This window comes from Streptomyces sp. ISL-10, assembly GCF_018614575.1.
Classification (GTDB): Bacteria; Actinomycetota; Actinomycetes; order Streptomycetales; family Streptomycetaceae; genus Streptomyces.
The window spans coordinates 210,880-234,495 of the sequence record NZ_JAGGOJ010000005.1; the positions used below are offsets into that span (position 1 = coordinate 210,880).

Annotated in this window: 29 protein-coding genes and 1 pseudogene; 6 read left to right on the top strand and 24 right to left on the bottom strand. The window is 71.3% G+C overall.

All coding sequences use genetic code 11. The features are described 5' to 3' along the window. Position 1 precedes the first annotated feature (1 nt). Positions 2 to 1,246, top strand: a complete 1,245-nt coding sequence (locus J7E88_RS05845; protein WP_215178031.1) for a PP2C family protein-serine/threonine phosphatase — start codon at positions 2 to 4, stop codon at positions 1,244 to 1,246. A gap of 124 nt (positions 1,247 to 1,370) precedes the next feature. Here the strand turns inward: J7E88_RS05845 and J7E88_RS05850 are convergent, their stop codons facing one another. The 3 genes from J7E88_RS05850 to J7E88_RS05860 all read right to left on the bottom strand — a co-directional run bounded on the left by J7E88_RS05850 (position 1,371) and on the right by J7E88_RS05860 (position 2,903). Continuing rightward, positions 1,371 to 1,709, bottom strand: a complete 339-nt coding sequence (locus tag J7E88_RS05850; RefSeq protein ID WP_215178037.1) for a DUF2516 family protein — start codon at positions 1,707 to 1,709, stop codon at positions 1,371 to 1,373. 127 nt (positions 1,710 to 1,836) lie between these two features. Beyond that, positions 1,837 to 2,409 carry a hypothetical protein gene (locus tag J7E88_RS05855; protein ID WP_215178039.1) on the bottom strand — a complete coding sequence of 191 codons (573 nt, stop codon included), beginning with the start codon at positions 2,407 to 2,409 and terminating at the stop codon, positions 1,837 to 1,839. A 35-nt stretch (positions 2,410 to 2,444) separates the two neighbouring features. Further along, positions 2,445 to 2,903, bottom strand: coding sequence for a helix-turn-helix domain-containing protein (locus tag J7E88_RS05860; protein WP_215178041.1), 459 nt, complete (start codon positions 2,901 to 2,903; stop codon positions 2,445 to 2,447). Between the two features lie 533 nt (positions 2,904 to 3,436). Here J7E88_RS05860 and J7E88_RS05865 point away from each other — a divergent pair. Both J7E88_RS05865 and J7E88_RS05870 read left to right on the top strand, forming a co-directional pair. Further along, the gene (locus J7E88_RS05865; protein ID WP_215178043.1) at positions 3,437 to 3,877 is read left to right on the top strand and encodes a GNAT family N-acetyltransferase; all 441 of its coding nucleotides are present in this window, start codon (positions 3,437 to 3,439) and stop codon (positions 3,875 to 3,877) included. Positions 3,878 to 3,979: 102 nt separating this feature from the next. Further along, on the top strand, positions 3,980 to 4,402 hold the full coding sequence (locus tag J7E88_RS05870) for a hypothetical protein (RefSeq protein WP_215178045.1): 423 nt from the start codon (positions 3,980 to 3,982) through the stop codon (positions 4,400 to 4,402). 66 nt (positions 4,403 to 4,468) lie between these two features. On the opposite strand, the gene J7E88_RS05875 is transcribed toward J7E88_RS05870, so the two are convergent. The 5 genes from J7E88_RS05875 to J7E88_RS05895 form a co-directional block, all read right to left on the bottom strand. After that, on the bottom strand, positions 4,469 to 6,538 hold the full coding sequence (locus J7E88_RS05875; protein ID WP_215178046.1) for an AAA family ATPase: 2,070 nt from the start codon (positions 6,536 to 6,538) through the stop codon (positions 4,469 to 4,471). 32 nt (positions 6,539 to 6,570) lie between these two features. Next, entirely contained in the window at positions 6,571 to 7,197 is a 627-nt protein-coding gene (locus J7E88_RS05880; RefSeq protein ID WP_215178047.1) for a TetR family transcriptional regulator, read from the bottom strand. Between the two features lie 110 nt (positions 7,198 to 7,307). Continuing rightward, positions 7,308 to 8,408 (bottom strand): aminoglycoside phosphotransferase family protein, encoded by a 1,101-nt coding sequence (locus J7E88_RS05885; RefSeq protein WP_215178048.1) that lies wholly within the window; start codon positions 8,406 to 8,408, stop codon positions 7,308 to 7,310. 153 nt (positions 8,409 to 8,561) lie between these two features. Continuing rightward, complete coding sequence (locus J7E88_RS05890; protein ID WP_215178050.1) at positions 8,562 to 9,296, bottom strand: HAD family hydrolase; 735 nt, start codon at positions 9,294 to 9,296, stop codon at positions 8,562 to 8,564. 5 nt (positions 9,297 to 9,301) lie between these two features. Next, the gene (locus tag J7E88_RS05895) at positions 9,302 to 10,198 is read right to left on the bottom strand and encodes a winged helix-turn-helix domain-containing protein (RefSeq protein ID WP_215178052.1); all 897 of its coding nucleotides are present in this window, start codon (positions 10,196 to 10,198) and stop codon (positions 9,302 to 9,304) included. A 299-nt stretch (positions 10,199 to 10,497) separates the two neighbouring features. On the opposite strand from J7E88_RS05895, the gene J7E88_RS05900 reads away from it, so the two are divergent. After that, the gene (locus tag J7E88_RS05900) at positions 10,498 to 10,686 is read left to right on the top strand and encodes a hypothetical protein (protein ID WP_215178054.1); all 189 of its coding nucleotides are present in this window, start codon (positions 10,498 to 10,500) and stop codon (positions 10,684 to 10,686) included. 57 nt (positions 10,687 to 10,743) lie between these two features. On the opposite strand, the pseudogene J7E88_RS35580 reads toward J7E88_RS05900, so the two are convergent. Both J7E88_RS35580 and J7E88_RS35585 read right to left on the bottom strand, forming a co-directional pair. Then, a pseudogene (locus tag J7E88_RS35580) lies at positions 10,744 to 11,570 on the bottom strand (sterol carrier protein domain-containing protein); the annotation flags it as partial. Beyond that, positions 11,462 to 12,100: an AmfC protein gene (locus J7E88_RS35585; protein WP_251022190.1), complete on the bottom strand. Its 639-nt coding sequence runs from the start codon at positions 12,098 to 12,100 to the stop codon at positions 11,462 to 11,464. The gene J7E88_RS35585 and the pseudogene J7E88_RS35580, both read right to left, overlap by 109 nt. 159 nt (positions 12,101 to 12,259) lie before the next feature. Here J7E88_RS35585 and dtd point away from each other — a divergent pair, with 159 nt between their 5' ends. Then, complete coding sequence (gene dtd, locus J7E88_RS05910; RefSeq protein ID WP_215178062.1) at positions 12,260 to 12,697, top strand: D-aminoacyl-tRNA deacylase; 438 nt, start codon at positions 12,260 to 12,262, stop codon at positions 12,695 to 12,697. 21 nt (positions 12,698 to 12,718) lie between these two features. Here dtd and J7E88_RS05915 read toward each other — a convergent pair whose 3' ends face one another. From J7E88_RS05915 to J7E88_RS05940, 6 genes are all read right to left on the bottom strand, one after another. After that, a complete protein-coding gene (locus J7E88_RS05915) occupies positions 12,719 to 13,684 on the bottom strand; it encodes a folate-binding protein YgfZ (protein WP_215178064.1) in 966 nt (321 codons plus the stop codon). 138 nt (positions 13,685 to 13,822) lie between these two features. Further along, a complete protein-coding gene (locus J7E88_RS05920; RefSeq protein ID WP_215178065.1) occupies positions 13,823 to 14,281 on the bottom strand; it encodes a Fur family transcriptional regulator in 459 nt (152 codons plus the stop codon). Between the two features lie 41 nt (positions 14,282 to 14,322). Further along, positions 14,323 to 14,895, bottom strand: a complete 573-nt coding sequence (locus J7E88_RS05925; RefSeq protein WP_215178066.1) for an FABP family protein — start codon at positions 14,893 to 14,895, stop codon at positions 14,323 to 14,325. A gap of 221 nt (positions 14,896 to 15,116) precedes the next feature. Next, the gene (locus tag J7E88_RS05930; RefSeq protein WP_215178067.1) at positions 15,117 to 16,034 is read right to left on the bottom strand and encodes a hypothetical protein; all 918 of its coding nucleotides are present in this window, start codon (positions 16,032 to 16,034) and stop codon (positions 15,117 to 15,119) included. Further along, positions 16,031 to 16,903, bottom strand: coding sequence for a hypothetical protein (locus tag J7E88_RS05935; RefSeq protein WP_308307322.1), 873 nt, complete (start codon positions 16,901 to 16,903; stop codon positions 16,031 to 16,033). The genes J7E88_RS05930 and J7E88_RS05935 overlap by 4 nt, the downstream gene beginning before the upstream one ends. Next, positions 16,900 to 17,790: a hypothetical protein gene (locus J7E88_RS05940; RefSeq protein WP_251022191.1), complete on the bottom strand. Its 891-nt coding sequence runs from the start codon at positions 17,788 to 17,790 to the stop codon at positions 16,900 to 16,902. Before J7E88_RS05940 ends, J7E88_RS05935 begins: the two co-directional genes overlap by 4 nt. Before the next feature lie 105 nt (positions 17,791 to 17,895). On the opposite strand from J7E88_RS05940, the gene J7E88_RS05945 reads away from it, so the two are divergent. After that, positions 17,896 to 18,258, top strand: coding sequence for a DsrE family protein (locus J7E88_RS05945; RefSeq protein ID WP_215178069.1), 363 nt, complete (start codon positions 17,896 to 17,898; stop codon positions 18,256 to 18,258). Here the strand turns inward: J7E88_RS05945 and J7E88_RS05950 are convergent. The 8 genes from J7E88_RS05950 to J7E88_RS05980 all read right to left on the bottom strand — a co-directional run bounded on the left by J7E88_RS05950 (position 18,252) and on the right by J7E88_RS05980 (position 23,505). Further along, positions 18,252 to 18,566 carry a DUF3099 domain-containing protein gene (locus J7E88_RS05950; RefSeq protein ID WP_215178071.1) on the bottom strand — a complete coding sequence of 105 codons (315 nt, stop codon included), beginning with the start codon at positions 18,564 to 18,566 and terminating at the stop codon, positions 18,252 to 18,254. The two genes, J7E88_RS05945 and J7E88_RS05950, sit on opposite strands and share 7 nt — an antisense overlap. A gap of 39 nt (positions 18,567 to 18,605) precedes the next feature. Beyond that, the gene (locus J7E88_RS05955; protein ID WP_215178073.1) at positions 18,606 to 18,893 is read right to left on the bottom strand and encodes a DUF1416 domain-containing protein; all 288 of its coding nucleotides are present in this window, start codon (positions 18,891 to 18,893) and stop codon (positions 18,606 to 18,608) included. Positions 18,894 to 18,932: 39 nt separating this feature from the next. Next, the gene (locus J7E88_RS05960; protein ID WP_215178075.1) at positions 18,933 to 19,772 is read right to left on the bottom strand and encodes a sulfurtransferase; all 840 of its coding nucleotides are present in this window, start codon (positions 19,770 to 19,772) and stop codon (positions 18,933 to 18,935) included. A 148-nt stretch (positions 19,773 to 19,920) separates the two neighbouring features. Further along, positions 19,921 to 20,004 carry a putative leader peptide gene (locus tag J7E88_RS37325; protein WP_355648638.1) on the bottom strand — a complete coding sequence of 28 codons (84 nt, stop codon included), beginning with the start codon at positions 20,002 to 20,004 and terminating at the stop codon, positions 19,921 to 19,923. A gap of 309 nt (positions 20,005 to 20,313) precedes the next feature. After that, positions 20,314 to 21,063, bottom strand: coding sequence for a DUF2993 domain-containing protein (locus tag J7E88_RS05965; RefSeq protein WP_215178077.1), 750 nt, complete (start codon positions 21,061 to 21,063; stop codon positions 20,314 to 20,316). 169 nt (positions 21,064 to 21,232) lie between these two features. After that, complete coding sequence (locus tag J7E88_RS05970) at positions 21,233 to 22,357, bottom strand: hypothetical protein (protein WP_215178079.1); 1,125 nt, start codon at positions 22,355 to 22,357, stop codon at positions 21,233 to 21,235. A gap of 10 nt (positions 22,358 to 22,367) precedes the next feature. Then, positions 22,368 to 22,622: a MoaD/ThiS family protein gene (locus J7E88_RS05975; protein ID WP_215178081.1), complete on the bottom strand. Its 255-nt coding sequence runs from the start codon at positions 22,620 to 22,622 to the stop codon at positions 22,368 to 22,370. Positions 22,623 to 22,692: 70 nt separating this feature from the next. Then, a complete protein-coding gene (locus tag J7E88_RS05980) occupies positions 22,693 to 23,505 on the bottom strand; it encodes an alpha/beta hydrolase (protein WP_374196234.1) in 813 nt (270 codons plus the stop codon). Between the last annotated feature and the right edge of the window lie 111 nt (positions 23,506 to 23,616).

Consider the following 23,616-nt stretch of genomic DNA (forward strand, 5'->3'; position numbering starts at 1 on the left):
GATGCCCGTACCCGTACCGCGACAGAGGAACGTCCCCGTCGCGGAGACCGCCCCCGGCGGGACGACCAGCGGCGGCGACCTCACGCTCCTGATCATCGAGGACGACCCGGCGGGCACCATCAGCGTCCCGGAGCTGCGCGACGCGGCCGGCACCCGGGTGCGTATTCGCACCGCCCGGAACCTGACCGAGGCGGAGCGACTGCTCACCGACGACGTGCACTGTGTCCTCGTCGACCTCGCGCTGCCCGGCCGCACCCCGGAGGACGAGCTGGGCCCCCTCAAGCACGTCCTGCGCCTGGCCCCCCGCCACGCGGTGCTGGCCCTGACCGCGTCGGGCGACAGCGAGCTGGCCGCCGAGGCGGTGCGCGTAGGTGCCCAGGACCACCTCGTACGCGAAGAGCTCGACGGCCGGCTCCTGAGCCGCGCCGTGCGCTACGCCGTGGAGCGCAAGCGTGCCGACACCGCCCAGGTGAAGCTCGCCGAGTCCCGCCTGCGCGCCCAGGAGAACGCCCGCCTGGAGCGCGGTCTGCTGCCCACCCCGCTGCTGGAGGGCTCGGACCTGCGTTTCGCGGCCCGCTACCGCCCCGGGCGCTCACGCGCGCTGCTCGGCGGCGACTTCTACGACACGGTCCGCACCCCGGACGGCACCGTCCACGCGATGATCGGCGACGTCTGCGGCCACGGTCCGGACGAGGCGGCGCTCGGTGTGGAGCTGCGTATCGCGTGGCGTGCCCTGACGTTCGCCGGGCTGTGCGGCGACGAGCTGCTGTCCACGCTCCAGCAGGTCCTGGAGCACGAGCGGGAGAGCGACGAGATCTTCGCGACACTGTGCACGGTGGACATCGCACCGGACGGCCGGCGCGCCGGGCTCTGCCTGGCCGGTCACCCCAGCCCGCTGATCGCCCGGCACGGCCGGGCCGCCCAGTTGCTGCCGTACGACGACGGCGGCCCGGCGCTCGGTCTGCTGCCGCGCGCCCGCTGGCCACGCCGCCAGGTGGAGCTCGGCGGCGCGTGGAGCCTGATGATGTACACGGACGGGCTGATCGAGGGCCGCCAGGGCCCGGACACCAAGCAGCGCCTCGGCCAGGACGGCATGGTCGAGATGATCAATCGACAGCTGGCGGCGGGCCTGGACGGCGAGTCGCTGCTGGAGGCGGCGGTCGGCGAGGTGCGGGAACTGAACGGCGGCGAGCTGACGGACGACGTGGCGGTGCTGCTGCTGAGCCGGAACGGCTCACGGTCCTGACGCGGGCCCTGGGACGGAACGGCTCACGGTCCTGACGCGAACGCTGGGACGGAACGGCTCACGTCCCGACGCGTCCCCCGCCCGACCGGTGCGCGCCCGGCCGAGGGACGTCGCCCGGTGCGGACTACCGGCCGCCGTTGTAGGGGCCGTACGGTCCGTCGCTGCTGGACCCGCCGCGGCGGCGGCCACCCCCCGACACCTGCTGGAGCGCGGGCCGTACGTCGACGAAGAAGACGATCGATGCGATCAGCCCGGCGATGGACAGGAACAGCATCGGGATGAAGAGGTTCACCGCGACCACGACGCCGAGGATGATCAACCAGAAGGACTTCGTCTTCTTGTCAGCTGCGCGGTAAGCGTCCTCGCGGGCGATGGCGGCCATGACCAGGGCGGTCACGGACGTGACAAGAAAGAGCAGTCTGGCGATCATCCAGAGCCCGAAGTCGAAGTTGGCACTCAACATCCTCAACACCGCCTTGTGTGTGGTTTGTGTCGCCTCGCGGCCAAGGTACCTCCGAGGACGCCCCTGAGGCGATGAGCGTGCCGGGGCGCCGGGCGCCGCGTCACCGCGGCACCCGGCGCTCTTGTCGTCACTCGGCCGACGGCGTCGCCTTCTTGGCCGCTGGCTTGCGGGCGACGGGCTTGCGGGCCGGGGCGGGCTTCTTCGTCTCGGTCTTGGCCTCGGCGGGCTTCGCGGCCGGCTTCGCCGGCTCCGGCTCGACGGCCACGGCGATCTCGGTGATCTCCTCGGCCGCCTCGCCGCGCCAGGCCCTCACGGTCTGCTCGCCGTGCTCGGCGACCTTCTCGTACGTCTCACGTGCCTTGACGACGTACTCGGCGGCGACGCCCACGCCGCGCAGCGCGAGGTCCTGGGCGCTCTCGCCGAGCTTCTTCAGGTCGGTGTCGATGCTGCCGAGCACCTCGGTGACCTTGGCCTGCACGGTGGCCTGCGCCTCCTTGGCCTGCGCGGTCACCTTCTCCTGAACGGCCTTGGGGTCGGTGTTGCGCACGGCCTCGATGCGGCCCGGCGCCTCGGCCGCGAGCTGCTCGAACAGCGCCGGCACCTTCTTGGCCTGCTGCACGGCGAGATCCGCGGTGCCGGCGGCGAAGTAGAGGGGAGTCGGGTCGCTGAAGGTCTTGCGCAGGTCATCGGTGATGGCCATGACTGTCGTCCTCCCGGAACGCAGATCGGTACGTCTCACTCGGTCTTTTCATCGGCATCGCCCGCGCCGGCCGTGCGGGGGCCGTCAGCGGTGGTGTCCTCGAAGGTGCTCACGGATCCGTCGGCGCCGGTGGATCCGTTCACGCTGTCGAGCCCGTTCTCCTTGCGGAAGGACTCGTAGATCTGCAGCAGCACCTGCTTCTGCCGCTCGTTGATCGAGGGGTCGGCCAGGATGACGGCACGCGTCTCCAGCTCGTCCCGCTCCTGCTCGTCGAGGATTCCCGCGCGGACATACAGGGTCTCGGCGGAGATCCGCAGGGCCTTGGCGACCTGCTGGAGCACTTCCGCGCTCGGCTTGCGCAGGCCGCGCTCGATCTGGCTGAGATACGGATTGGACACCCCGGCGGCGTCGGCGAGCTGCCGCAACGAGAGCTGCGCGTTACGCCGCTGCTCGCGCAGGTAGTCACCGAGATTGCCGACGTTGAGCGATGCCATGTCTCGATGGTGCCCCACGAGTGCTAACAATTGCAAGCAACTGCTTGCAATAGTGTTCCGCGCCACTGCCTCCGACCTCCTGCGCCCGGACAGCCTCCCGCAGGACACGTCAGCCGACGCCAGCGGAGCGTGCGCGGCGGAAAGTGCGCCGGTAAGCATCCGGCGGCACGCCCACGCTGTGGTTCGACGTGTCGGCGCAGGGTCGTGGTGCGGAGGTTGACCCGGATCCTTTCCGGGCGTGACGCCGACGAACTCCTTCGCTCGGGGCATCGTTGTCCGACAAATCCCCGCGGGACAGGTCACGAGGCCAGAGGTCGCTGCAGCGGGGGAGACCTTCGACGCGACCGGGTTCCTGCGCTCGCGGTCCCCGCATCTGTCGTTCGAGCTGGGATGGGTCGAGGCCGGCGGTTCTGCGCAGGGACCGGCATCAGCGACGGTGCGGCCTGCGGCCGGCTGAGGATCGAGGCGGGCAGCCGCGCAAAGCGCGCCGGGCCGCGGTTGACACGCCGTCATGCACCCGATTTTCTGCTGCGATGACTGAACTCCGCGTCGAGCAGGCGCACGGCGACGCCCGGCTGCGGGACTGGCAGTACGTCCACAACGTGATCATCCCGACCGCCGTCCTGTCACTCGGCCAGATACGCGAGCGCTCCGAGCGCTACCACCTGGAGGTCGCGTACCTCGGGGACATGCTCGTGGGCTGCTCGACGGTGCGGCCGCCCACCAGAGACGCGCCGGTGGCCACCGTCATCGCCCGGGTGCTCGCCGACCACCGGAGGCAGGGATTCGGCGGGGAGCTCTACGCGCGGGGGCGTGCGCGGGCGCGGGAGCTCGGCGCGGACAGGATCGAGACCGTCGTCCTGGAGTCCAACGCCGACGGGCTGCGGTTCGCGCTGAAGCACGGATTCGTCGAGGTCGAGCGGTACCTGCTGCCGGGCGACAGCGTGCCGTGGATCACCCTGAGCCTGGCCTGACGCCTCCTGTACGCGGAAATCCCGTGGCCCTCCTGATGCGCCTGCCGGTCCGTTCCGCTGCTCGGCTCAATCTCCGGCCCCACCGGGTGGCGCGAGGGGCGGGTGCCCGCGCGTTCATTGTGCGAGGCGCCCGAGGAACTCGCCCACCGCGGCGTTGAAGTCCGCCGGACCTACCAGGTCGGGCATGTGGACCGCCCGGTCGACGACCGCGAGCGTCGCGCTGGGCAGCAGCTCGTGCGTCGCCCGCCCATCGACAGGCCGCCGATCACCGCCCCCTCGACGCCGAGCCGGTGCAGCGGCGCGGCGGTGTCCTGCGCGAAGGCGGAGAACGGCGTCGTGCCGGGCACGACCTCGCTCGTGCCGTGGCCGCGCAGGTCCGTGGTGACGGCCCGGTCCCCCGCGGCCGAGCGCGTCGGCCTGGAGGTCACGCATGCCGCGGTTGAACGGGGGGCAGTGGACGAGGACGACGGGCAGGCCGTCCGGCGGGCCCTGGTCGTCGCAGCCGTCGACATGCCGTTCAGCTGAAGGAAGTTCATGCCGGTCAGACTGGTCGCGAGGGTACCCGGGCGGGTCCGCGGGAGTCGGTGACGCTCACGCGCCGTCCGCCATCTGCGGCGGCAGCGGACGCGTGTGCAGGATGTCGAGCCGCGAGACCGCCCGTGTGAGCACCACGTACAGCCGGTGCAGTCCACGCTCCTCCGCGGCCGCGATCGCCGCCGGTTCGGCGACCACCACGTGGTCGTACTCAAGGCCCTTCGCGAGCGTGGCGGGCAGCACCGCCACCCGCTCCCGGGCCTCGCCGTCCAGCAACGGAAGGAGCGCGGCGCGCAAGGACCGGGTCGGAAAGCCCTCCGCCGCGATGACGCCGACGGACCCCTCGCACTCGAGCGCCGCTCGCACCGCCTCGACGGTCGCCGCCGTGATGTCGTCGACCGCGCGGACCGTCAGCTCGCCGTCGTGGCGCAGCGAACGCGCCACCGGCACGTCCACGCCGAGCGCACCGGCCAGCCGGTTGGCGAGGTCCACAATGGCGGCCGGGACACGGTAGCCGGTGGTGAGCGCGACCACCGAGGCGCCTTCCTTGCCCAGGTGGGCGAGCTGGCCGGCCCAGTCGCGGGCGGCCCACGGCGTCGTGCCCTGAGCCAGGTCGCCGAGCACGGTGAGCGAGCCGAAGCGGGCCCGGCGGGCGATGGCACGGCACTGCATGGGGGACAGGTCCTGTGCCTCGTCGATGACGATGTGCCCGTAGCCGTCGGGGCGTTCGAGGAGTCCGGCGAGTTCGTCGAGGAGGACGAGATCGGCGGCCGACCATGCCGCCGAGCGGTACGAACGCGGCGGCCTCGCCCACCGGATCGCCTCCTGCTCGGCCTGCGTCAGCAGAGGGTCGCACGGACCGGTGTACAGCGCGGCAAGCACCTCCTCCGGCCGCACCTTCGGCCAGACGCCGTCCAAGAACGCCGTGACGGCCCGGGATCTGCCGAGCCGCTGCACCCAGGTGTCAGTCATCGGCCCGGCCCGCCGCTCGGCCTGGAGCTGCACGGCCCGTACGGCTCGGCTGCGCACCCGTTCGCGGCCGATGGCGTACGGCGCGGCCTCCTCGCGCACCTCGGCGACGATCCGCTCCAGTTCGTCGAGCGGCACGCGCCAGCGGTAGGAGCCGTCGGGCACGGCGAGCGGCTCGGCGGGCGGCCCGACCCGCCCGTACAGGGCGCGGTGCAGCACGGCGGCCATGCGGATGTCGTGCTTGACGGCCGCGGCGGCCGGTGTGTCCTCGGCCCGCACCTCGTGGCGCGCGATCTCGTCCTGGACGGTCGCCTGCCTGATGCCGATCTCGCCGAGAGCGGGCAGCACCTCGGAGATGTAGGACAGGAACGTGCGGTTGGGGCCGAGGATCAGCAGGCCGCCGCGGCTGATCCGCCGCGGGTGGGTGTAGAGGAGGTACGCCGCCCGGTGCAGCCCGACGGCGGTCTTGCCGGTGCCGGGCGCGCCCTGCACGCACACGGTGTCGGCGAGCGGCGCGCGCACGAGGTCGTCCTGCTCGGGCTGGATGGTGGCGGCGATGTCGCGCATGGGCCCCACGCGGGGCCGTTCGATCTCGCCGGCGACGATGGCGCTGCCCGCGCCGGGCACCTCGGCCCCGGCCGGCCCGCCCCCGTCGCCGAGGTGCTCGTCCTCCAGGCCCGTCAGGTCGACCGCGTCGCCCGTGCTGTACGGCGCCCAGCCGAAGCGGCGGCGTACGGCGACGCCCTGCGGCTCACGGGCGCTCGCCTGGTAGAAGGTGCGCGCGACGGGGGCGCGCCAGTCGATGACGAGGGGCGCGGCGGCGGGGTGCTCGCTGATACGGCGGCGCCCGATGTGGTGGTGCCGGCCGTCCTCGAGATCGATACGCCCGAAGAACAGTGGGCCGGCAGGCTCCTCACGCAACTCCTTGGCATGGCTGCGCAGTTCGTAGCCGAGGGCTTCGGCGTCCGCACCGGAGGCCGATACGTCGGCGCCGATGGCGACACGGTGGCCGGCGTCGTCGGCCATGGCGGCCATCGCGGCCCGGCAGCGGTCGTGGAAGGCCCGCTCACGGTCGAGGGCATGGGCCAGGGCAGAGGTGCGGGCGTGGTCGGGGGTGCGGGCGGCTTCCTGATCGCGGGCAGGGTCGAGGGGCGTCATTCCTGTAAGAATAACGCAACTGGGTAACGTTTTTAACCCGGGAAGCCATTCCGTAGCTGGGCGAACGCCAGATCCGCGGCCGCCACGGCATCCGGAGCGACCTCGTCCGCGCTCTCCCCCGCCGCGATCCGCCGCCAGTTCTCCTCCGCCAGGATCCGCTGCACGGCGACGACCTGCCCGGCCGCGAGCCGTGCCGCGAGACCGGCCGGACCCGCCGCGCCCAGTGCGTCGGCGAGCGCCTGCTCCGACCTGCCCTGGTACGCGTACAGCCGGGCCACCAGACTCGGCGTCCCGTACAGCAGCCGGTGGAAGGCGAGCACGCCGGCCTCGCCGTTCAGCCCCGTCACCGGGTCGCGCCGCTCCAGGCCGTCGAGGAAGTGGCGGTGCAGAGCCTCGAGCGGCGGAACTCCTTCCGCGCGGGCGGCCACGACGACCCGGGCGGCCTCGTCCTCATGGTCGGCGAACCGGTGCAGCGCAAGGTCCTCCTTGGCGGGGAAGTAGCGAAACAGCGTCGGCTTGGACACGTCGGCGGCGGCCGCGACCTCGGCCACGGACACGGCGTCGAAGCCCTTCTCCAGGAAGAGGGCGATGGCGGCCTCGGAGATCGCCCGGTGCGTCTGCCGCTTCTTGCGCTCGCGGAGTCCCGTCCCGCCGCTCATGCCGCCGCCTCTCCTTCACACCCGCGCGCCCCCGGCCGGCACCGCGGGCCCCGTCCAGTACATCACCCCGCCCCTGACGGGCGGGCCTCCGCGCCACTCGGACCGGCACGTCACCCCCCGAGGCCGCCACCCCGGACCGGGGGCGCCGCGCGTGTCAGGGCCTCCTCTATACGCCGCCGGTGCGGTGTCCGGCGCGCCCCGAGCGGCCCGCGCGCCGCCCGCAGCACCGTCTCGATCCCCGCGGCGGCCCGTTCCCGGCCGGCGCGGTCCGGGCAGCGGGCGAAGCCCTGCGTCAGCCGGATGACGTCGATGTAGACCGACTGCAGCCGTTCGAAGTCCAGATAGATGCGCAGCGCCCGCCGATGCCCCGGCAGCGCGTCGGGACGGCTGCGGGCGAGGGCCGCGCCCCAGGCGTGCAGCGCCGCCTTCCGTTCCGCGCGCGTGGCGTAGCGCATACGGGCCAGGTGGGAGGCGATCTCGTACACCGGGTCCCCGAACAGCGCGAGCTCCCAGTCGATCAGCGAGAGGCCGCCGTTCGCGCCGACGATGAGGTTTCCGCCGTGGATGTCGGTGTGGAGCAGCGCGAAGGGGCGACTGCCGAGCGAGTCGGCACGCTGCGCGAGCCGCTCGAAAGCGTCGTCCGGCACCTTCAGCTCGTCGAAGAGCGGCCCGAAGTCCCTGCCGTGCCGCCCCTTCACCTCGCTCCGGGTGAAGTCGATCAGTGCCCGCAGGAAGCCGGGACAGTCGCCGTCGGCCGGCCAGCCCTCGGGGCAGGGCGGCAGCAGCCGTACGGGCACGGCGGTCGTCTGGCGGAACAACTCGCCGAGCGCGTCGATGTACGCACGGTCCAGCCGCCCGCCCCGGGCCAGCCGCTCGGACAGCGCCACCCCCTCGGCGAACGAGTGCACGGTGAAACCGGGCCGGTCGGCGAGGACGCGGGGGCTGCCCTGCACCCACCCCTCGATCGCCACGAGCAGCTCCTCCTCGGGCCAGATCCGCAGGTTGAACTGCCCGGCGCCGGTGAGCGGCGCCCGCACCTTGACGGTCGTGCCCGAGGGCAGCGCGAGAGAGCGCGCCAGGGGATACGGCAGCTCCACGCAGTAGTTGCGGTGGTAGTAACCGGCCAGAGGGGTGCCCTCGCCGGCTGCTCGGTACAGCGACTCCCAGCTGTCCACGACACGTCCGGAGGCACTACGGGCTACATCGGGCATGCGGGTCCTGCGCTCTCGAGGCCGAAGGCACCAACGGGCGGGCCGCGCCGGCCGCCGATCACCTTCATACCCAAGAGTAGCTGTGGCCTCAAACCACCTGCGCAAGAGGAAAGTTGAATGCTCGTCAGGTCGGCCGCCGGACGGCGGCGGCCGTCAGGCAGCGGCCGCCACGAGTTCGTGCATGGACGCGACGAGGTACTCGGCACCCGCGGCGCGCAGCGCGTCGCGCTTGGCGGCGACCGGGTGGACGCCGATGAACCGCACGCCCGCCTCGCCGGCCGCCAGCGCGTCGTTGGGCGAGTCGCCGATCATCACACCGTCACCCGGGGCCGTCCCAGTCGCCTTGAGCAGCAGCTCCAGCGCGTACGGATGGGGCTTCATCAGGTCGGGGTCTTCGGGCCGGCCGACGATACGGTGACCGTCGCCCGGACGGGCCGGATCCGTGAAGTACGCGAGCAGACCGTGCAGGCCGAGATGGGCACGGATGGCGGGCGCGCAGTTGTTGGACGCGACGCCCAGCAGCTTGCCGCCCCTGGACATGCTCTCCATGAGCGGCACGGCCCCGGACGTGGGAACGGCGGTCGCGGCGGCCAGGGTCTCCTCCTCGGCCAGCAGCTTGCGCACGGCGAGGACCAGGCCGGACGCATCACCGGGGTCGGCGCGGTGCGTGCTCAGCAGCACTTCGAGGGGGTCGGTGACACCCGGGTCGAGGCCCGCAAGGCGCAGCCCGTCGGGGCCGATGCGCTCGCACAGCCGGCGGGCGATCTCGGCGGCGCTGCGCTCCGCGAAGAGGTCGCACACCGGTCCGTCAAAGTCCAGCAGGACGAGCCGGGCACGGGAGAAGAGCTCCCGCAGCCGCGTGGCGGGGGAGGGGGTGGAGGTGAGCAACACGATCAGTCGCCAAAGTCCGCATCTCGGGCCAGGAGGTCCCAGTAGGAGTCGAAGAACGCTTGCGCTGTCTCCACCTTCAGTGCCTGGTCGGGCTTGGAGTACGGAAAGAGCGTGGCACCGAGGCCGAGCGAGTTCAGGGTTGTGCCCTCCGGCTCCTCGCCCTCGGCGGTCTGCGGATCCGTTCCTTCCAGGGTGTAGTAGCCCTCGAGGAGCAGGTCCTTGTTCAGCAGGTACATCTTGCTGATCGGTGTCAGGGCGACGGTCCTGATCCGGACCGAGACCTGGGGCACCAGCCGCTGTCGCCTGAGAGTACGCAATTCGTCCTTCAGCGACTCGGAGCACCGGATCAGGGTGTCGCGGTGACGCCGGCGGGGCCGGTCGTCGTCGGGGTCGTCCAGCGACGCCGGGAAGGCGAGCTTGATGCCCGGGTCCGGCACCATCAGACGCAGGGAGATGCTCTGTGGCCGGATTTCGCCGTCATGAATCCGGGTGATCTGGGCGCCCAGCTGGCGGTTCATCGTCTCCGACGTCAGAGAGAAGACATCCATGGTGATGACATCCGCCTCGAAGGCGGCCTGGAGGTGGGGCTGAAGAGTCTCCAGGGCCTGATGGGGCTCGATGTGCGGCGACGCGGGCTCCGACGTGCGCGGCAACCGACCGCCGGGGATCAGGACGCGGGCCCCGCTCCCCTGCCGCGATGCGATCAGGCCTTCCTGGCGCAGTACATGCAGGGCCTTGGTCACGGTCGCGCGGGAGACGTCGAACTCCTCCATCAACTCCCGCTGCGGTGGCAGCAGTTTTCCGACTCCGTACACACCGTCCAGGATGCCGTCCCGCAACTTGCCTGCGACGTACTCGTACTTGGTGCTGTCTTCGCCTGCAGATCCCTGTACCGCCACACAACCACCGTACAACCCGACGAACGCGGTGCGTAATTGCCTTGTCAGATCGGACAGATCACAGCGCCCTGTTCGACACCATCCGGCCACCTTGCACTTGACCGCACCTTTCCGGTCAAGTCGGCGATCAAATACTCATACAAGTTTACCGGTCACTCGACACAGGGAAGACAACAATCAGGTCAACCAGACGGATTTGTCTGCGACTTGACTTCTTGACCGACTCATACGGGGCGCCCAGCAGGTACGACGGCGTGCGGGCACCGGCGCTCCCCGCCATCGTGAAGGAGGGGACCCCCATGCCTCTGCTCGCCCTTGTACTCGCCGTCTTCGCCCTCGGCTTCGAGCAGCTGATCCAATGGCAGTTCGGCGCCATGGGCGTGGTGGGCCTGGCCCTGCTGACCATCGGGGTGAAGGCCAGGAACGCGACCTGCACCGCCATCGGCTCGATCATCCTCGTACTGCTGCTGACCGGCCCCGGTCAGTGACCGCCGAGCCGGAGACCCGCCGGTGACACACGCGGCGCCCCCGACCCCGCCCACCCCTCAGAAGACGTCCGGGCACCAGGGCCGCCGCGCCGTGCGGAACACCGACTCCGCCAGCGCCACCGCCCCCGGCCGGTTCTCCTCCACGCGGCCCAGCGCCGCCAGCCGCACCGCCGACGCGTCCCCCAGGTACAGCGCACCCAGCTCCCGTACCTCCAGCGTCAGATCCGGCTCCGCCGCGGACGGCGCACAGGCCGCCCCCTCCGGTGACACGTTCAGGGCGAAACGGCCGCCCGCGAGACCGGCGGCGTCGATGACCTCCAGCATCAGGGACGCCGACACCATGTACGTCCGCACCTGAAGCGCCCGGGCGACGTCCAGGACCCGCACCCGGAGGAAGTCCACCCGGGCCGCCCGCGGGTCGGGCAGCAGATCAGGAAGCAGGTCGTCGGGAGCGCGATACCCCGACCGCACGGTGGTGATGCAGTCCGCCGAGCACAGGAAGTGCCACAGCGCCCGCTCCGCGGCGGGCGTCACCGCGATCAGGTCCCGCACGGCGGCCGTGTTCAACGGCTGCTTCCCGTCGCCCCACTTGTCGTCCGCCGCGTACATAGCAGTCCCTCGACCTCGCCCGAGGCCGACCGGTGCACCACATAGAACGGCTCCGTCCACGGGAACGCCGAGGTCACCGCCTGCCCCGTATTGACCTGCCACCACCGCTCGTCGCGGCTGACCACGCCGTGCCGGCCCGGCGGCCCCCGGCCCCGCTGCCTCCCCGTCAGGTGAGCAGATCGTCGACCTGCGCCTCGCCCTCCCGGTACCTGCGGGTGATCTCTGCACTGCAGTCGTCCGCGGTCCGCTGGAGCTGCTGCCGGCGGCGCGAGACCTGGTGTTCGTAGGCGAGCAGCCGCCCCATCGCGGCATGCAGTTCGTCGTCCGTACGGGCGTCGAGGTCGGACAGGCCGACCTCGTCGAGCATGTCGGAGGCCAGGCGGCGGTACTCCTCCCCTTGCGGCGTCGAGAGCGTCAGGTGGCGGGCGGACGAGCCGCGCCGCGACGGGGCGTCGGCAAGGATCTCCGACAGCCGGTCGACCACCGGTGCCTCCGGGTCGGCACGGCGCTCCAGCTCGGCCCGCAGGATGTCGATCCGGCCCTGCACCAGCCGCCGCACATAGCTCAGGTCGGCCTCGTCGCGCTGCGAGTCCCTGCGCAGGGCGCGCAGTTCGGGGAGCCGCAGTGCGCCGAGATCGTGCCGGGGATGGTCGGGCAGCTCGGGCACCTCGGCGCGGGATCGTTGCTGGGGTGGCCGTGCGGCCGGGGCGGGATCCGTGGCCGACCCTGCCCGCGGACCCGCCACGGAGACCGGCACGGAAACCGATACGGGGCCGAGCGACCGCCCGGCGCCAGATGTGCTCATGTGCGTTTGTCCGTCCCCTCGCGACCGGTGCATCGGCCTTTCAGGGCCCGGAGGGCCTGGGGATGCACCGCCTGGGTGCATCGTGCCACTCCGATACATCCGGTCGCAGGCGGTCTGCACCTGTTCGGCCCCGAATGGCGGCCAGGTAGTTTTCTCCGCATGCGTGCAGTGGTGCAGAGGGTGGACGGCGCGAGCGTCGTCGTGCCGGGTGAGTCGGGACCGGAGACGGTCGGCGAGATCGTCGGCGAGGGGCTGTGTGTGCTGGTGGGGGTCACCCACGAGGACACGAGGGAGAAGGCGGCCCAACTGGCCCGCAAGCTCTGGTCCGTACGCCTGCTGGAGGGCGAGAAGTCCTGTTCGGACACGGGGGCGCCGCTCCTGGTGATCTCACAGTTCACCCTCTATGGGGACGCCCGCAAGGGCCGCCGCCCCACCTGGAACGCGGCGGCGCCCGGTCCCGTCGCCGAGCCGCTGGTGGACGAGGTGATCGCCCAGCTGCGGCAGCTGGGGGCGCACGTGGAGACGGGCCGGTTCGGTGCGCAGATGCGGGTCTCGCTGACGAACAACGGCCCGTTCACGATCATCGTCGAGATCTGAACAGCCCCTCGGCACCTCGGCCTACGGCTCGACGACCGTCTCCTGGGCGGCAGCCGTGTCGCCGGCCATCAGCTCCGCGTCCACCGGCACGTTCCGCTTCACCAGCGCGAGCGCGATCGGCCCCAGCTCGTGGTGGCGACCGGACGTGGTGACGAAGCCGAGCTGGCGTCCCTCGGCTCCGTCCGCGGCGAGCCGCACCGGGGTGCCGGGAGGGGGCAGGTGCACCTCGCTGCCGTCCAGGTGCAGGAAGACCAGCCGGCGCGGCGGCTTCCCCAGGTTGTGGACGCGCGCGACGGTCTCCTGGCCGCGGTAGCAGCCCTTCTGCAGATGGACCGCGCTGCCGATCCAGCCCAGCTCGTGCGGGATGGTGCGGTGGTCGGTCTCGAACCCGACCCGCGGCCGGTGCTGCTCGATCCGCAGCGCCTCGTGGGCGAGGATCCCGGCGAGCGGGCCGTTCTGCGCCGCGTACGCCTCCAGGTCGGCGCGCGGCAGGAACAGATCGCGGCCGTACGCCGTCTCCCGCACGACCACGCCGTCCGGGACCTCGGCGATCGAACCGGCCGGCAGGTGCACGACGGCGAACTCGTCGGTGCGGTCGGCGACCTCGACCCGGTAGAAGAACTTCATCGACTCCAGGTAGGCGATCAGCGCCTCCTGACTGCCCGGCTCGACGTGTGCCCACACCGTCTCGCCGTCGTCGACGAGGTACAGGGCGTGCTCGATGTGGCCGTGCGCGGAGAGGATCAGCGCCTCGGTGGCCTGGCCCGCGGGCAGCTCGCTCACATGCTGGGTGAGCAGCAGATGCAGCCAGCTCAGCCGGTCGTCCCCGGTGACGGTGACGACGCCACGGTGCGAGAGGTCGACGAGACCCTTGCCGTCGGCGAGTGCGCGCTGCTCACGGAACAGGTCGCCGTAGTGCGCGGCGACCCCTTCGTCGCGCCCTTCGGCGGGGACCGCGCCGGGCTGGGACAGGAGAGGGCTCTTCATATAAGCAAGACTACGACCCGGTAGCGGGCGTCCGGCAGGACGCCTGGTCCCTGCGTCCTGCCGGACGCCTTTGCCCTGCTCGGCCCCGTCCTGGGCCGCCCTGCGCACGGTCCTGCGCCTGGTCCCTGCGCCACCGTGTTACGGCTTGGCCTGCGCCGCGTCGTCCGCCTCGGCGTTCGCCTTCGCGGTGCAGTCCTCGCACCGTCCGAAGATCGCGAAGTGCTTCATGTCCGTGTCGAAGCCGAACGTCCGGCGGAGCTTGTCGGTGAAGTCCGCGGCCACCTCGACGTCCGCCTCGATCACCTGTGTGCAGTCCCGGCACACCAGATGCAGATGGTGGTGGCGATCCGCGAGGTGATAGGTGGGGGCGCCGTGGCCGAGATGGGCGTGCGAGACGAGCCCCAGCTCCTCCAGCAGCTCCAGGGTCCGGTAGACCGTGGAGATGTTCACCCCGGACGCGGTCTTGCGCACCTCGCCGAGGATGTCGTCCGGGGTGGCGTGCTCAAGGGCGTCCACGGCCTCCAGGACAAGCTGGCGCTGCGGAGTCAGCCGGTAGCCGCGCTGCCGCAGATCGCTCTTCCAGTCGGTGCTCACCACAGCCCCCAGTGTAGGCAGCGGCACGCCGGCCGGCCCCAGGCTTACTTGAAGAACGCGATGCCGTCGTCGGGCAGGTCGCCGAGGTCCTTGGCCCAGGACTCGACCTGCTCCGGGGTGACGACCTTCTTCAGGTGCGCCGACATGTACGGCCGCAGCGGAACCTCGGGGGTGGACTTCTCGCCCACCCACATCAGGTCGCTCTTCACATAGCCGTAGAGCCGCTTGCCTCCGCTGTACGGGCCTGAGGCGGCGGTGCGCGCGACGGCGTCCGTCACCAGGTCGATCTGCGGCTTCTGGTCGGCGAGCTCGCCGTACCAGACCTCCACGATGCCCTGGTCGCGGACCATCACGACCTCGACCTTGCGCTCCTTGTCGATGCGCCAGTAGCCGCTCTCGCTCTCCAGCGGCTTGACCTTGTTGCCCTCGGCGTCCAGAACCCAGGAGTGCGAGGCGTACTCGATGAAGTCCCGGCCGTCATGACTGAAGGTCACGGACTGGCCGAAGTTGCACTTCTCGGCGCCGGGGAAGTCCGATACGCCCGCACCCTCCCATGTGCCGAGGAGGAAGGCGAGGGGGACGAGGTCGGGGTTGAGGTCGGAAGGGATCTCGATCATGAGCAGCTCTGTCGGTCGGTGACGGTACGGGCGTTCAGCGCTGGCCCTGGTACAGCTTCTTCACAGCCAGACCGGTGAAGGCGAGGACGCCGACGCAGACCAGGACCAGCAGGGCTTCGAAGAAAACGATCACGGAGTGCTCCTCGAATGAGCGGTGAAGGCAGAACGGGCCGGACCCCAGCTTAGTAGGCCCGGGCCGGGCCCGTTCTGTGAGGTCCGCGTCAGCCGAGGAGCTGGTTCTGCAGGATGACAGTTTGCTGGTAAGGGACGCCGAGCACCGCCTTGTCACGGGTCTGGGTGATCAGCGCGAGCGTGTCCCCGGCGGTGATGTACGTCCAGCTGGTCTGCTCAGGCCCGTACGGCGCGATCTCCTCATACGCCTGCACCCCGGTGAACTCCACCTCAGCGGCATCCAGGACCTTGCTGTCGATCCGTCCCACGCCCACGCCCACCTGCAAGGGCCCGCCACCGGCTCCCGGACGCAGGCTGTCGTACACGAACCCCTGTGAGTAGGCGCCCGAGGTGAACTGCAGCAGATGGATGCGGGTCCTGGTGCCGTCCGGCATGGTCCAGGCGCGGGTGGCGATGCGCCGCAGGGCGGAGTCGGTCAGAGCCTGCCTGATGTCGGCCCGCTCGTCCTTCTCGTAGAGCTCCACGAACGCGTCCGGGTCCATCCACACCCCGTCTGCCTTCTTGTCGACCGTTGCCCCCTCGGGCGCCGGAAGCAGCAGCTGCCGCAGGTCGGCGTGGTGGATCTCGGCCTCGTTGCCCTCGGTGTAGGGCCGTGGCGAGCCGGCCGGCAGCGCCGGGAGGCTCAGCTCGGGGTACGTCCATCGTCCGTCGTGCTCGGTCGCCAGTCCGGGCACATCGGTGCGCTCCATCGAGGTGATCGCGAGCGCGGTGCCGACGGCCACGCCGCCGCAGACGGCTGCCGCAGCGGTCCAGCGCAGGGCGGCCCGCAGAGCCCGGCTGTGCGGCCGCGGCCCCGCCGCCTCCGGTGCCGGCCCGTCCGCCGGTACCGGAGGGAGAGCCGGGGCCGGCTCTGTTCCGGGCCCCGGGGCAGGGGCCGGTGCAGCGTCCGGAGCCGTGTCCGGAGCCGTGTCCGGAGTGCGGGCCGGAGCGTCGGTCTGCTCGGTCATATGTACTCCCCCGGGGATTCGATGTGGTCCAGCTGATCCTTGACCAGGTCGGCGACCGCGGCCTTGTCGAAGGGCCTCGCGCCCACGGCGGAGACGTTCACCAGCAGCTCGGAGTCGTAGGCCGAGCAGAACATGCCGTCCAGGTTCTCCTCCTTGTCGCTTTCCCGGTCCTCGTCCGGTGCCTTGGGCATCAGGAAGCAGGAGGACTTCTTGTGGTCCTTGATCTTCGGCCCCATGGGGAACTCCAGGAACTCGAAGACCTCCGCGCTCAGGTCGTGCATGTCGGCGAGCCGCCGCTTGTTCTTCATCCGGACGACCCGCACCTCCACCACGAGATCGTTGTCCTCGGAGGCGAAGGAGCGCACGGCGATGCCCTGGATGCCCAGCTTGTCTATGCTCTTGCGGTAGTCGCGGCCCTTCTTGCCGGAGAGCCCGCGCCCCTGCGCCTCCTCCTTCAGCAGCGCGACCGCCTCGTGCTCACCGAGCTCGCCGTCGTTCCCGTACGACTGGATGTCCGGGCCGAGCCGGAAGCCCCGGGGCACCGGCAGCAGCAGTTTGCTGAGCGGTGTCGAGGCCCTGCCACGCGCGGCGCCGAGCGCCGGATCCTCGCCGGCCGCGTCGGGGTCCGGGGCCTCCCAGGCGACGGTGGGGGCGCTGCGGTCGGCCCCGGCGACGGTGATCCCCGTGTAGGTGATTCCTCCGCCGATGAGGCCCAGGATGAGTACGGATGGCAGGACGACGGTCAGCAGCCGACGGCGCCTCCCGGGGCCGACCGGCTTCGGTTCGGCTTGCGGAACGGTCGCGGCGAACACGTCCGCCCCGGCGTGCGGGCCGTCGGGGCCGCTGACGGTGGTGGTGTTCTCGTTCACAGGCGCTCCAGCTGCCGCTCGGCCAGCGAACGGATGTCCTTCTTGCTGATCTTCTTCGCGTCCCAGATGCTGACCTCGGCCATCACGTCGCCGCGGTAGAAGACGGCTCTGGCCTCGTAGAAGTCCAGATACCCGGGTTCCCTTTCGACCGGGAACAGGTAGTAGCGGCCATTGCCGCTGCCCGGCAGGACGTCGCCGTCGTCGTCCGCGTAGTCGGGGTCGGAGAGCCACTCCTGCGCGTCCTCGGTGTGGACCGCGGCGCCGATGGTGCCGCTGGAGCGGAACTGCACGAGTTGGATATGGACCTGCCGATGCTCGCCGGATTCCCAGGACGTGATGGCGACCCGACGGATCCGGTTCTCCAGCATGAACTCCAGTGCACGGCCCTCCTGCTTGAACTCGCTCGCGTAACCGGCTGTGTCGAGCCAGCCCTCGTCGTCGAGGAACTCGGCCTTCCGCGCCCCCGAAGGCCTCGGCAGAAGCAACTTGCGCAGATCCCCGTCCGCCTCGGCCCGCAGGTCCACGACGGCGGCCGCCCGTGCCGGGGATTCACCCGCCGGCAGCGGCTTCGCCGGGTAGGCGAGATCGGGCTGGTTGAGCGCCGGCAGCGGTGTCGGTTCGCAGTCGGCCTGGACGCCGTAGCCGACGGCCGTGCCTGCGACGAGCCCGAGCACGGCGGCTGCCGCGATCAAGCCGACCGTGCGGCCGGCCCGCCCACGCGACGGTGGCCGCTCTTGGACCGGGCCGGGCGCCGCGGCTGCCGTCTCCGGGCCGGGCAGCGCAGCGGCTGCCGTCTCCGGGCCTGCGGCACCGGCGGCGGCCCCTTCCGGGCATGCCGACGCGGCGGCCTGCTGATCGGCGCCGGCCGCGGTTTCCGTGGATTCCAAAAGAGTCCCCCCACGAGACATGAAGCACGGATTCCGTTACCCGCGCACGTACCTGACACGTGAGTGACGCATGACGTTGCCCGCTGCCGCATTACAGTTCGGCACATGGCGAAGAAGCTCGTGATCAAGGTGACCGCAGGTGCCGACGCACCCGAACGCTGCTCCCAGGCCTTCACCGTGGCGGCCGTCGCCGTCGCCAGCGGGGTGGACGTCTCGCTCTGGCTGACCGGGGAGTCCTCGTGGTTCGCGCTGCCCGGGCGCGCGGCGGAGTTCGAGCTGCCGCATGCCGCGCCGCTTCCCGACCTGCTCGAGTCGATCCTCGCGGGCGGGCGCATCACCTTGTGCACGCAGTGCGCGGCCCGGCGCGAGATCACGGAGAAGGACGTCCTGGAGGGCGTACGGATCGCGGGCGCGCAGGTGTTCGTCAGCGAGAGCGTGCAGGACGACGTGCAGGCGCTGGTCTACTGAGGCGGCCTGCGCTTGCCGTCCAGTTCGTCCCACCACTCGTCCGACTTCGGGTCCCCGGACGGGTCGTCCCACCAGCGGTCGTCCGGGCCCCGCCGGTTGGCGACCATCGCCGCGATCGGTGGGATGACCATGGCGACGAGGCACATGCCGACGGCCACGGGCACCGACCACAGCCGCACGACGGCCCAGGCGGAGACGAACAGGACGAGGCATCCACCCATCATCAACAGATAGTTGCGACGCCGTCGCGTGTACATGTCTTCAGCGTACGACCGAAGGGCCGCACCTCGTTCCCGGTAAGCGTCCAACCCCCAGGAGGTGCGGCCCTTCGGCCGGTCAGTCGGCGATCAGAGGGCGATCGCGACCTCGGAGAGACCGCCCGTCTGCGCGACGACCGTACGGTCCGCCGTCGCGCCGGGGACCAGGGCGCGCACGGTCCACGTGCCCTCGGCCGCGTAGAAACGGAACTGTCCCGTCGCCGAGGTCGGGACCTCGGCGGTGAACTCGCCAGTTGAGTCCAGCAGACGCACGTAGCCGGTCACCGGCTCGCCGTCGCGGGTCACATGGCCCTGGATCGTGGTCTCGCCGGGCTTGATCGTCGAGGCGTCGGGGCCGCCGGCCTTCGCTCCACACATGTCTTTACGTCCTTATGGTCGGGGGGTCGGGGCCCGGGATTACTTGTTGGCGCCGAGCTCGATCGGCACGCCGACGAGGGAGCCGTACTCGGTCCAGGAACCGTCGTAGTTCTTGACGTTCTCGACACCGAGCAGCTCGTGCAGCACGAACCAGGTCAGCGCGGAACGCTCACCGATACGGCAGTACGCGATGGTGTCCTTCGCCAGGTCGACCTGCTCCTCGGCGTAGAGCTCGCGGAGCTCCTCGTCCGACTTGAAGGTGCCGTCGTCGTTGGCGTTCTTCGACCAGGGGATGTTGCGGGCGCTCGGCACGTGGCCGGGACGCTGCGACTGCTCCTGCGGAAGGTGCGCCGGGGCGAGCAGCTTGCCGCTGAACTCGTCGGGCGAGCGCACGTCGACCAGGTTCTGGGCGCCGATCGCGGCCACGACGTCGTCGCGGAAGGCACGGATCGAGCTGTCCTGGGGCTTGGCCTTGTACTCGGTGGCCGGGCGGGACGGAAGCTCGGCCACCAGGTCGCGGGAGTCGAGCTCCCACTTCTTGCGGCCGCCGTCGAGAAGGCGGACGTCGCTGTGGCCGTACAGCTTGAAGTACCAGAAGGCGTAGGAAGCGAACCAGTTGTTGTTGCCGCCGTAGAGGACGACGGTGGAGTCGTTCGCGATGCCCTTCGCCGACAGGAGCTTCTCGAAGCCCTCCTGGTCGATGAAGTCACGGCGGACCGGGTCCTGAAGATCCTTGGTCCAGTCGATGCGGATCGCGTTGCGGATGTGGTTCTTGTCGTACGCCGAGGTGTCCTCGTCGACCTCGACGATGACGACCTTCGGGTCGTCGATGTGGGCCTCGACCCAGTCGGCGTCTACCAGGACGTCGCTGCGGCTCATGCTTCTTCTCCTCCGGGGCAGTGTGCGGCGGTGGTGCGCGAGGGGTTGTGCGCGAGAGGTGTGCGGGTACGCGGGAGGCGCGTCGATCAGCACGGGGCGGCCCCGACAGAGGTCGAAGGGCCTGAGGGATACGGGGCTGGGAACCCGCTCAGACAGTGCGACAGAGCATGGCGGCGACGCGGCACAGGTCTACTGCCCGCCGCTTCGTGAGATCCGCCTGTCGCTGCTTCATGGGACCGATCGTAGGGACGAGTCGGCGGCCGTGTCACCGGCGTGTCGTATGGTGAGACGCGATCGTCCACTATGCGGGACGAGAGGCGGGCCAACAGGGCCGCCCGTCGTCCGGCCCGGGCTCGAGCGCGTGTCCCCTCCTGCCCACCGGACACAGCCGTCTCACGATGCGGCCACTGCTCTCGCCAGGCCGCCTCCCGGCCGGAGATCGCAGCCGGTCGGCGCCCACCGGCCACCACTGGCGCGGAGGCTCTCAGCCCGCCGAGAGCCCAGCCCTCGGCGCCCACCGGCCGCCCTGTCACGGGAGGACTCAGCCCGTCAGCGCCACGTCCCGGCCCGTGCCCGAGAACCGCAGCCCCTGGTCCGTCACGCCCACCTTGTCCAGCGTGATGCTCGACGGCAGGCCGTCGATCTTCAGGTCGTAGTCCACGGCCTCGCGCAGCTTCGCGTCGAAGCCCGGCAGGGGCAGCCGGGGCAGTTCCTCCGCCTTCAGCCGCACCGTGGCGCCGTCGCTCAGGCTGACCGTGCTGTACGTGCTGACCTGCCGGTCACCGAGCAGCGCCTTCACCGTGCCGGACACCGGTATGCCCGCCCCCTCCAGCAGCCCGGTGAGCGGACCTGTCACCTTGACCTGCCCCTTCGTGGCCCGCTCGGGACCGGCGTAGCCGACCGTGGCGCCCCTGGGGGCCGCCTTGGTCAGATCCGCGTACGCGATACGCGCCGAACCGTCGGCCCGGCCGGCGGTCGCGGACGAGAAGCTGCCGTCGACGCGCACGTCGCGCAGCTCGGCCTTCACCTCGGTGACATTGACCTCACGGCCGCCCGCGGTGGCCGTTATGCCGGCGAGGCTCACATCGACCTCGTCCAGCTCCTTGCCCATCACCTGGGTGAGGAACGGGAAGCCGCCGATCGACACCTCCGGCGTCGACGCCAGGCCCTGACTGCTTTTGATCCTGTCGGCCGCCTCGGACTCGGCCAGATTGACCGCCAGCCGGTCGGCGGCGACGAAAAGGCCGCCGAGGACCACGGCCACGATCAGCAGTATTCGCAGTGCTCGCATTGCTCGGTGTCCCCCACCCTGTCCCTGGCCCTGTCCTGTCGGCCCCCGGTCGCCCACGGGCGTGAATCGGTCCGGACGACGCCGTCTGCACATTGATCGACGTCCGGGACCCGGCAAAGGTTCCGCCGCGCACCCGAACCGCCGGGCCTGCCGCGTACCAGGACGGTGCTCAGACCAGTGCGCGGCCGAGCAGGTACACCGCGGGGGCCGCGGCCGTCAGCGGCAGCGCCACTCCCGCCGTCATGTGCACGAAACGGGACGGGTAGTCGTAGCTCGCCACCCGCAGGCCGATCAGCGCACAGGCGCCGGAGGCGAACCCGAGCAGCGCGCCCGCGGACCCCACGCCGGTCGGCCCGCCGACGGCGATGCCCGCCCCGGCGGCGGCCGACAGCGACACCACCACGGAGACCACGCCCGGCAGCGGCAGCGCACGGGCGACGGCGGCCACGGCGACGGCGATCGCGCCGACCGTCACCGCGTCGGGCGAGGCGGCGAGAAATCCCGTGGCCAGGATCGCCAGCGCCGCCGACGCGACCGTCGCCATCAGCCCGGACATCCTCTCGTCCGCGCTGGCGTGGCTGCGCAGTTGCAGCACGAGGGTGAGCAGCACCCACACCCCGAGCGTGCCGATGATCGCGGCCGGGGCGTTGTCCCTGCCGACCGCGAGCAGCGCTGCATCGGCGGCCAGTCCGCCCGCGAAGGCCAGGGCGATGCCCTGCCGGGCGGGCCACATGCCGTTCAGCCGGAACCAGCCGGCCGCGGTGACCGCCTGGAGCAGCACGAGCGGCACGAGCAGCGCGTACGTGCCGAGGGCCGCGCCGCCGGCGACCAGCAGACCGAGCACGGCGGTCAGCCCTGCGGGCTGCACACCGGGGGCGATGATCGGCGAGCGCCCCTCGGCGCGGGCCCGCTGCGCCGCCGTGAGCCGCGTCTGCGCACCGTTCTCGGGCGCGGCCTCGGCATCGGGAGCGGGAGGAGCGGAAGTGGAAGCGGTCGGAGCGCCATGTGGCCCGTTCTCGGGCGGCAGCGCGGCCGCCGTGGCGTGCTGCGGCGGCGGGCCGGCGGCGTCCGCCGCTGCGTGGGGCTGCACGACCGGCTGGTACTGGGTGTCCCAGGTGTCGCCCTGCCAGGTCTGCGTCGCACCGGCGTCCTGGTAGGGCTGCTGCGCGTACGCGTCCTGGTGGCCCTGGTACGGCTCCGGTTGCTGTTGCTGTTGCGGTTGCTGTTGCGGCTGCTGCCCGTACGGCTCGTACGTCCCGTAGGAGCCGTACGGATACTGCTGATCGCTGCTCATGCTGTGCGGTTCACCCTCCTGCGAACGGCGGGAGCACCTCGACCGTGCCGCCCTCGGCAAGCCGTACGGTCTCATGGCTCCGGGTCCCGACGGGGTCACCGTCGACGAGGAACGAACACCGACGGAGTACCTGGGTCAGCTCGCCCGGGTGCCGTTCGCGCACGGCGTCGAGCGCCTCGGCGAGCGTCCCCGCGGTGTACGGCTCCTCCGCGACGCCGGCCGCCGCCTTGGCCGCTGCCCAGTAGCGGATGGTCCCCGCTGCCATAGCGGCACTCCTCTCATTCGTGTCGCGCCGCTCTCCATCATGGGTCATGCGCCGAGCTCTCCATCATGGATCATGTCCCGAGCAGCCAGTCCGCCAGGCGGACGAGCAACGCCTCGTCGGCGGCGTTCTCGGCGTGGCCCATGCCCACTTCCAGCCACAGTTCGGCCGATCCTCCCGTCGCCGCGGCCGCCAGCATGCGCGGGTGGTCGAGCGGGAAGTACGGGTCGCGGTCGCCGTGGACGATCAGCAGCGGAGTCGGTGCGATCAAGGGGACGGCCTCGACCGGGGACAGCGGGACGGGGTCCCAGCTCTCGGGGTGGATACGGGTGCGGAAACCGTAGCGGCCCACCAGCCGGCCGACCGGGCGTGAGACGACCCAATGGAGACGGCGCATCGGGGCCGTACCCCGGTAGTACCAGCGGGCGGGGGCGCTCACGGCGGCCACCGCGTCGGTCCGCGCTTCCATGCGCCCCCCGTGCTTCTCCGCTTTCTCGGCGCTGTGCGCCGCTTCTTTCTCCGCCCTCTCCGCGCTGTGCGCCCCGTACATCGCCGCATGGCGCAGGACGACGGAGCCGCCCATGGAGAAGCCGACCGTCACCACCCTGGCGTAGCCGAGCGAGCGGGCCCACTCCACCGCGGCGACCAGGTCGAGCACCTCACGGTCGCCCACGGTCGAACGCCCTCCGGAGCGGCCGTGCCCACGGAACGAGAAGGTCACCACCCCCGCCCGCCGCGCGAGGACCCCGGCCGCGCGCCGCACCGCGGGCCGGTCGACGGAGCCGGTGAAACCGTGTGCGACCACGATCGCCGTCGTGGCCGGACCGGCCGTGCACGGTTCGTGGAGTGCCTCGATGGGCACCCCGTCACGGGCGCGCAGTGTCACGCGCCGGGGGCCGGGCGGGGACGCGGATGTGTCCGCCGGGACGGGAGTCGATCGTGGAAAAGTCCACAGTATGAAATCGGCCCTCTTCCGTGGAACTCATGTGGGCTATTC

What these genes read in the sequence shown, in the direction of transcription:
- J7E88_RS05875 (WP_215178046.1), bottom strand. Translation starts at nt 6,538, where the DNA reads ATGACGCCCCTCGACCCTGCCCGCGATCAGGAAGCCGCCCGCACCCCC.
- J7E88_RS05865 (WP_215178043.1), top strand. Translation starts at nt 3,437, where the DNA reads ATGACTGAACTCCGCGTCGAGCAGGCGCACGGCGACGCCCGGCTGCGG.
- J7E88_RS05860 (WP_215178041.1), bottom strand. Translation starts at nt 2,903, where the DNA reads ATGGCATCGCTCAACGTCGGCAATCTCGGTGACTACCTGCGCGAGCAG.
- J7E88_RS35585 (WP_251022190.1), bottom strand. Translation starts at nt 12,100, where the DNA reads ATGAGCACATCTGGCGCCGGGCGGTCGCTCGGCCCCGTATCGGTTTCC.
- J7E88_RS05850 (WP_215178037.1), bottom strand. Translation starts at nt 1,709, where the DNA reads ATGTTGAGTGCCAACTTCGACTTCGGGCTCTGGATGATCGCCAGACTG.
- J7E88_RS05855 (WP_215178039.1), bottom strand. Translation starts at nt 2,409, where the DNA reads ATGGCCATCACCGATGACCTGCGCAAGACCTTCAGCGACCCGACTCCC.
- J7E88_RS05945 (WP_215178069.1), top strand. Translation starts at nt 17,896, where the DNA reads ATGGCGAAGAAGCTCGTGATCAAGGTGACCGCAGGTGCCGACGCACCC.
- J7E88_RS05960 (WP_215178075.1), bottom strand. Translation starts at nt 19,772, where the DNA reads ATGAGCCGCAGCGACGTCCTGGTAGACGCCGACTGGGTCGAGGCCCAC.
- J7E88_RS37325 (WP_355648638.1), bottom strand. Translation starts at nt 20,004, where the DNA reads ATGAAGCAGCGACAGGCGGATCTCACGAAGCGGCGGGCAGTAGACCTG.
- J7E88_RS05925 (WP_215178066.1), bottom strand. Translation starts at nt 14,895, where the DNA reads ATGATCGAGATCCCTTCCGACCTCAACCCCGACCTCGTCCCCCTCGCC.
- J7E88_RS05885 (WP_215178048.1), bottom strand. Translation starts at nt 8,408, where the DNA reads ATGCCCGATGTAGCCCGTAGTGCCTCCGGACGTGTCGTGGACAGCTGG.
- J7E88_RS05915 (WP_215178064.1), bottom strand. Translation starts at nt 13,684, where the DNA reads ATGAAGAGCCCTCTCCTGTCCCAGCCCGGCGCGGTCCCCGCCGAAGGG.
- J7E88_RS05955 (WP_215178073.1), bottom strand. Translation starts at nt 18,893, where the DNA reads ATGTGTGGAGCGAAGGCCGGCGGCCCCGACGCCTCGACGATCAAGCCC.
- dtd (WP_215178062.1), top strand. Translation starts at nt 12,260, where the DNA reads ATGCGTGCAGTGGTGCAGAGGGTGGACGGCGCGAGCGTCGTCGTGCCG.
- J7E88_RS05845 (WP_215178031.1), top strand. Translation starts at nt 2, where the DNA reads ATGCCCGTACCCGTACCGCGACAGAGGAACGTCCCCGTCGCGGAGACC.
- J7E88_RS05970 (WP_215178079.1), bottom strand. Translation starts at nt 22,357, where the DNA reads ATGAGCAGCGATCAGCAGTATCCGTACGGCTCCTACGGGACGTACGAG.
- J7E88_RS05900 (WP_215178054.1), top strand. Translation starts at nt 10,498, where the DNA reads ATGCCTCTGCTCGCCCTTGTACTCGCCGTCTTCGCCCTCGGCTTCGAG.
- J7E88_RS05930 (WP_215178067.1), bottom strand. Translation starts at nt 16,034, where the DNA reads ATGACCGAGCAGACCGACGCTCCGGCCCGCACTCCGGACACGGCTCCG.
- J7E88_RS05965 (WP_215178077.1), bottom strand. Translation starts at nt 21,063, where the DNA reads ATGCGAGCACTGCGAATACTGCTGATCGTGGCCGTGGTCCTCGGCGGC.
- J7E88_RS05880 (WP_215178047.1), bottom strand. Translation starts at nt 7,197, where the DNA reads ATGAGCGGCGGGACGGGACTCCGCGAGCGCAAGAAGCGGCAGACGCAC.
- J7E88_RS05975 (WP_215178081.1), bottom strand. Translation starts at nt 22,622, where the DNA reads ATGGCAGCGGGGACCATCCGCTACTGGGCAGCGGCCAAGGCGGCGGCC.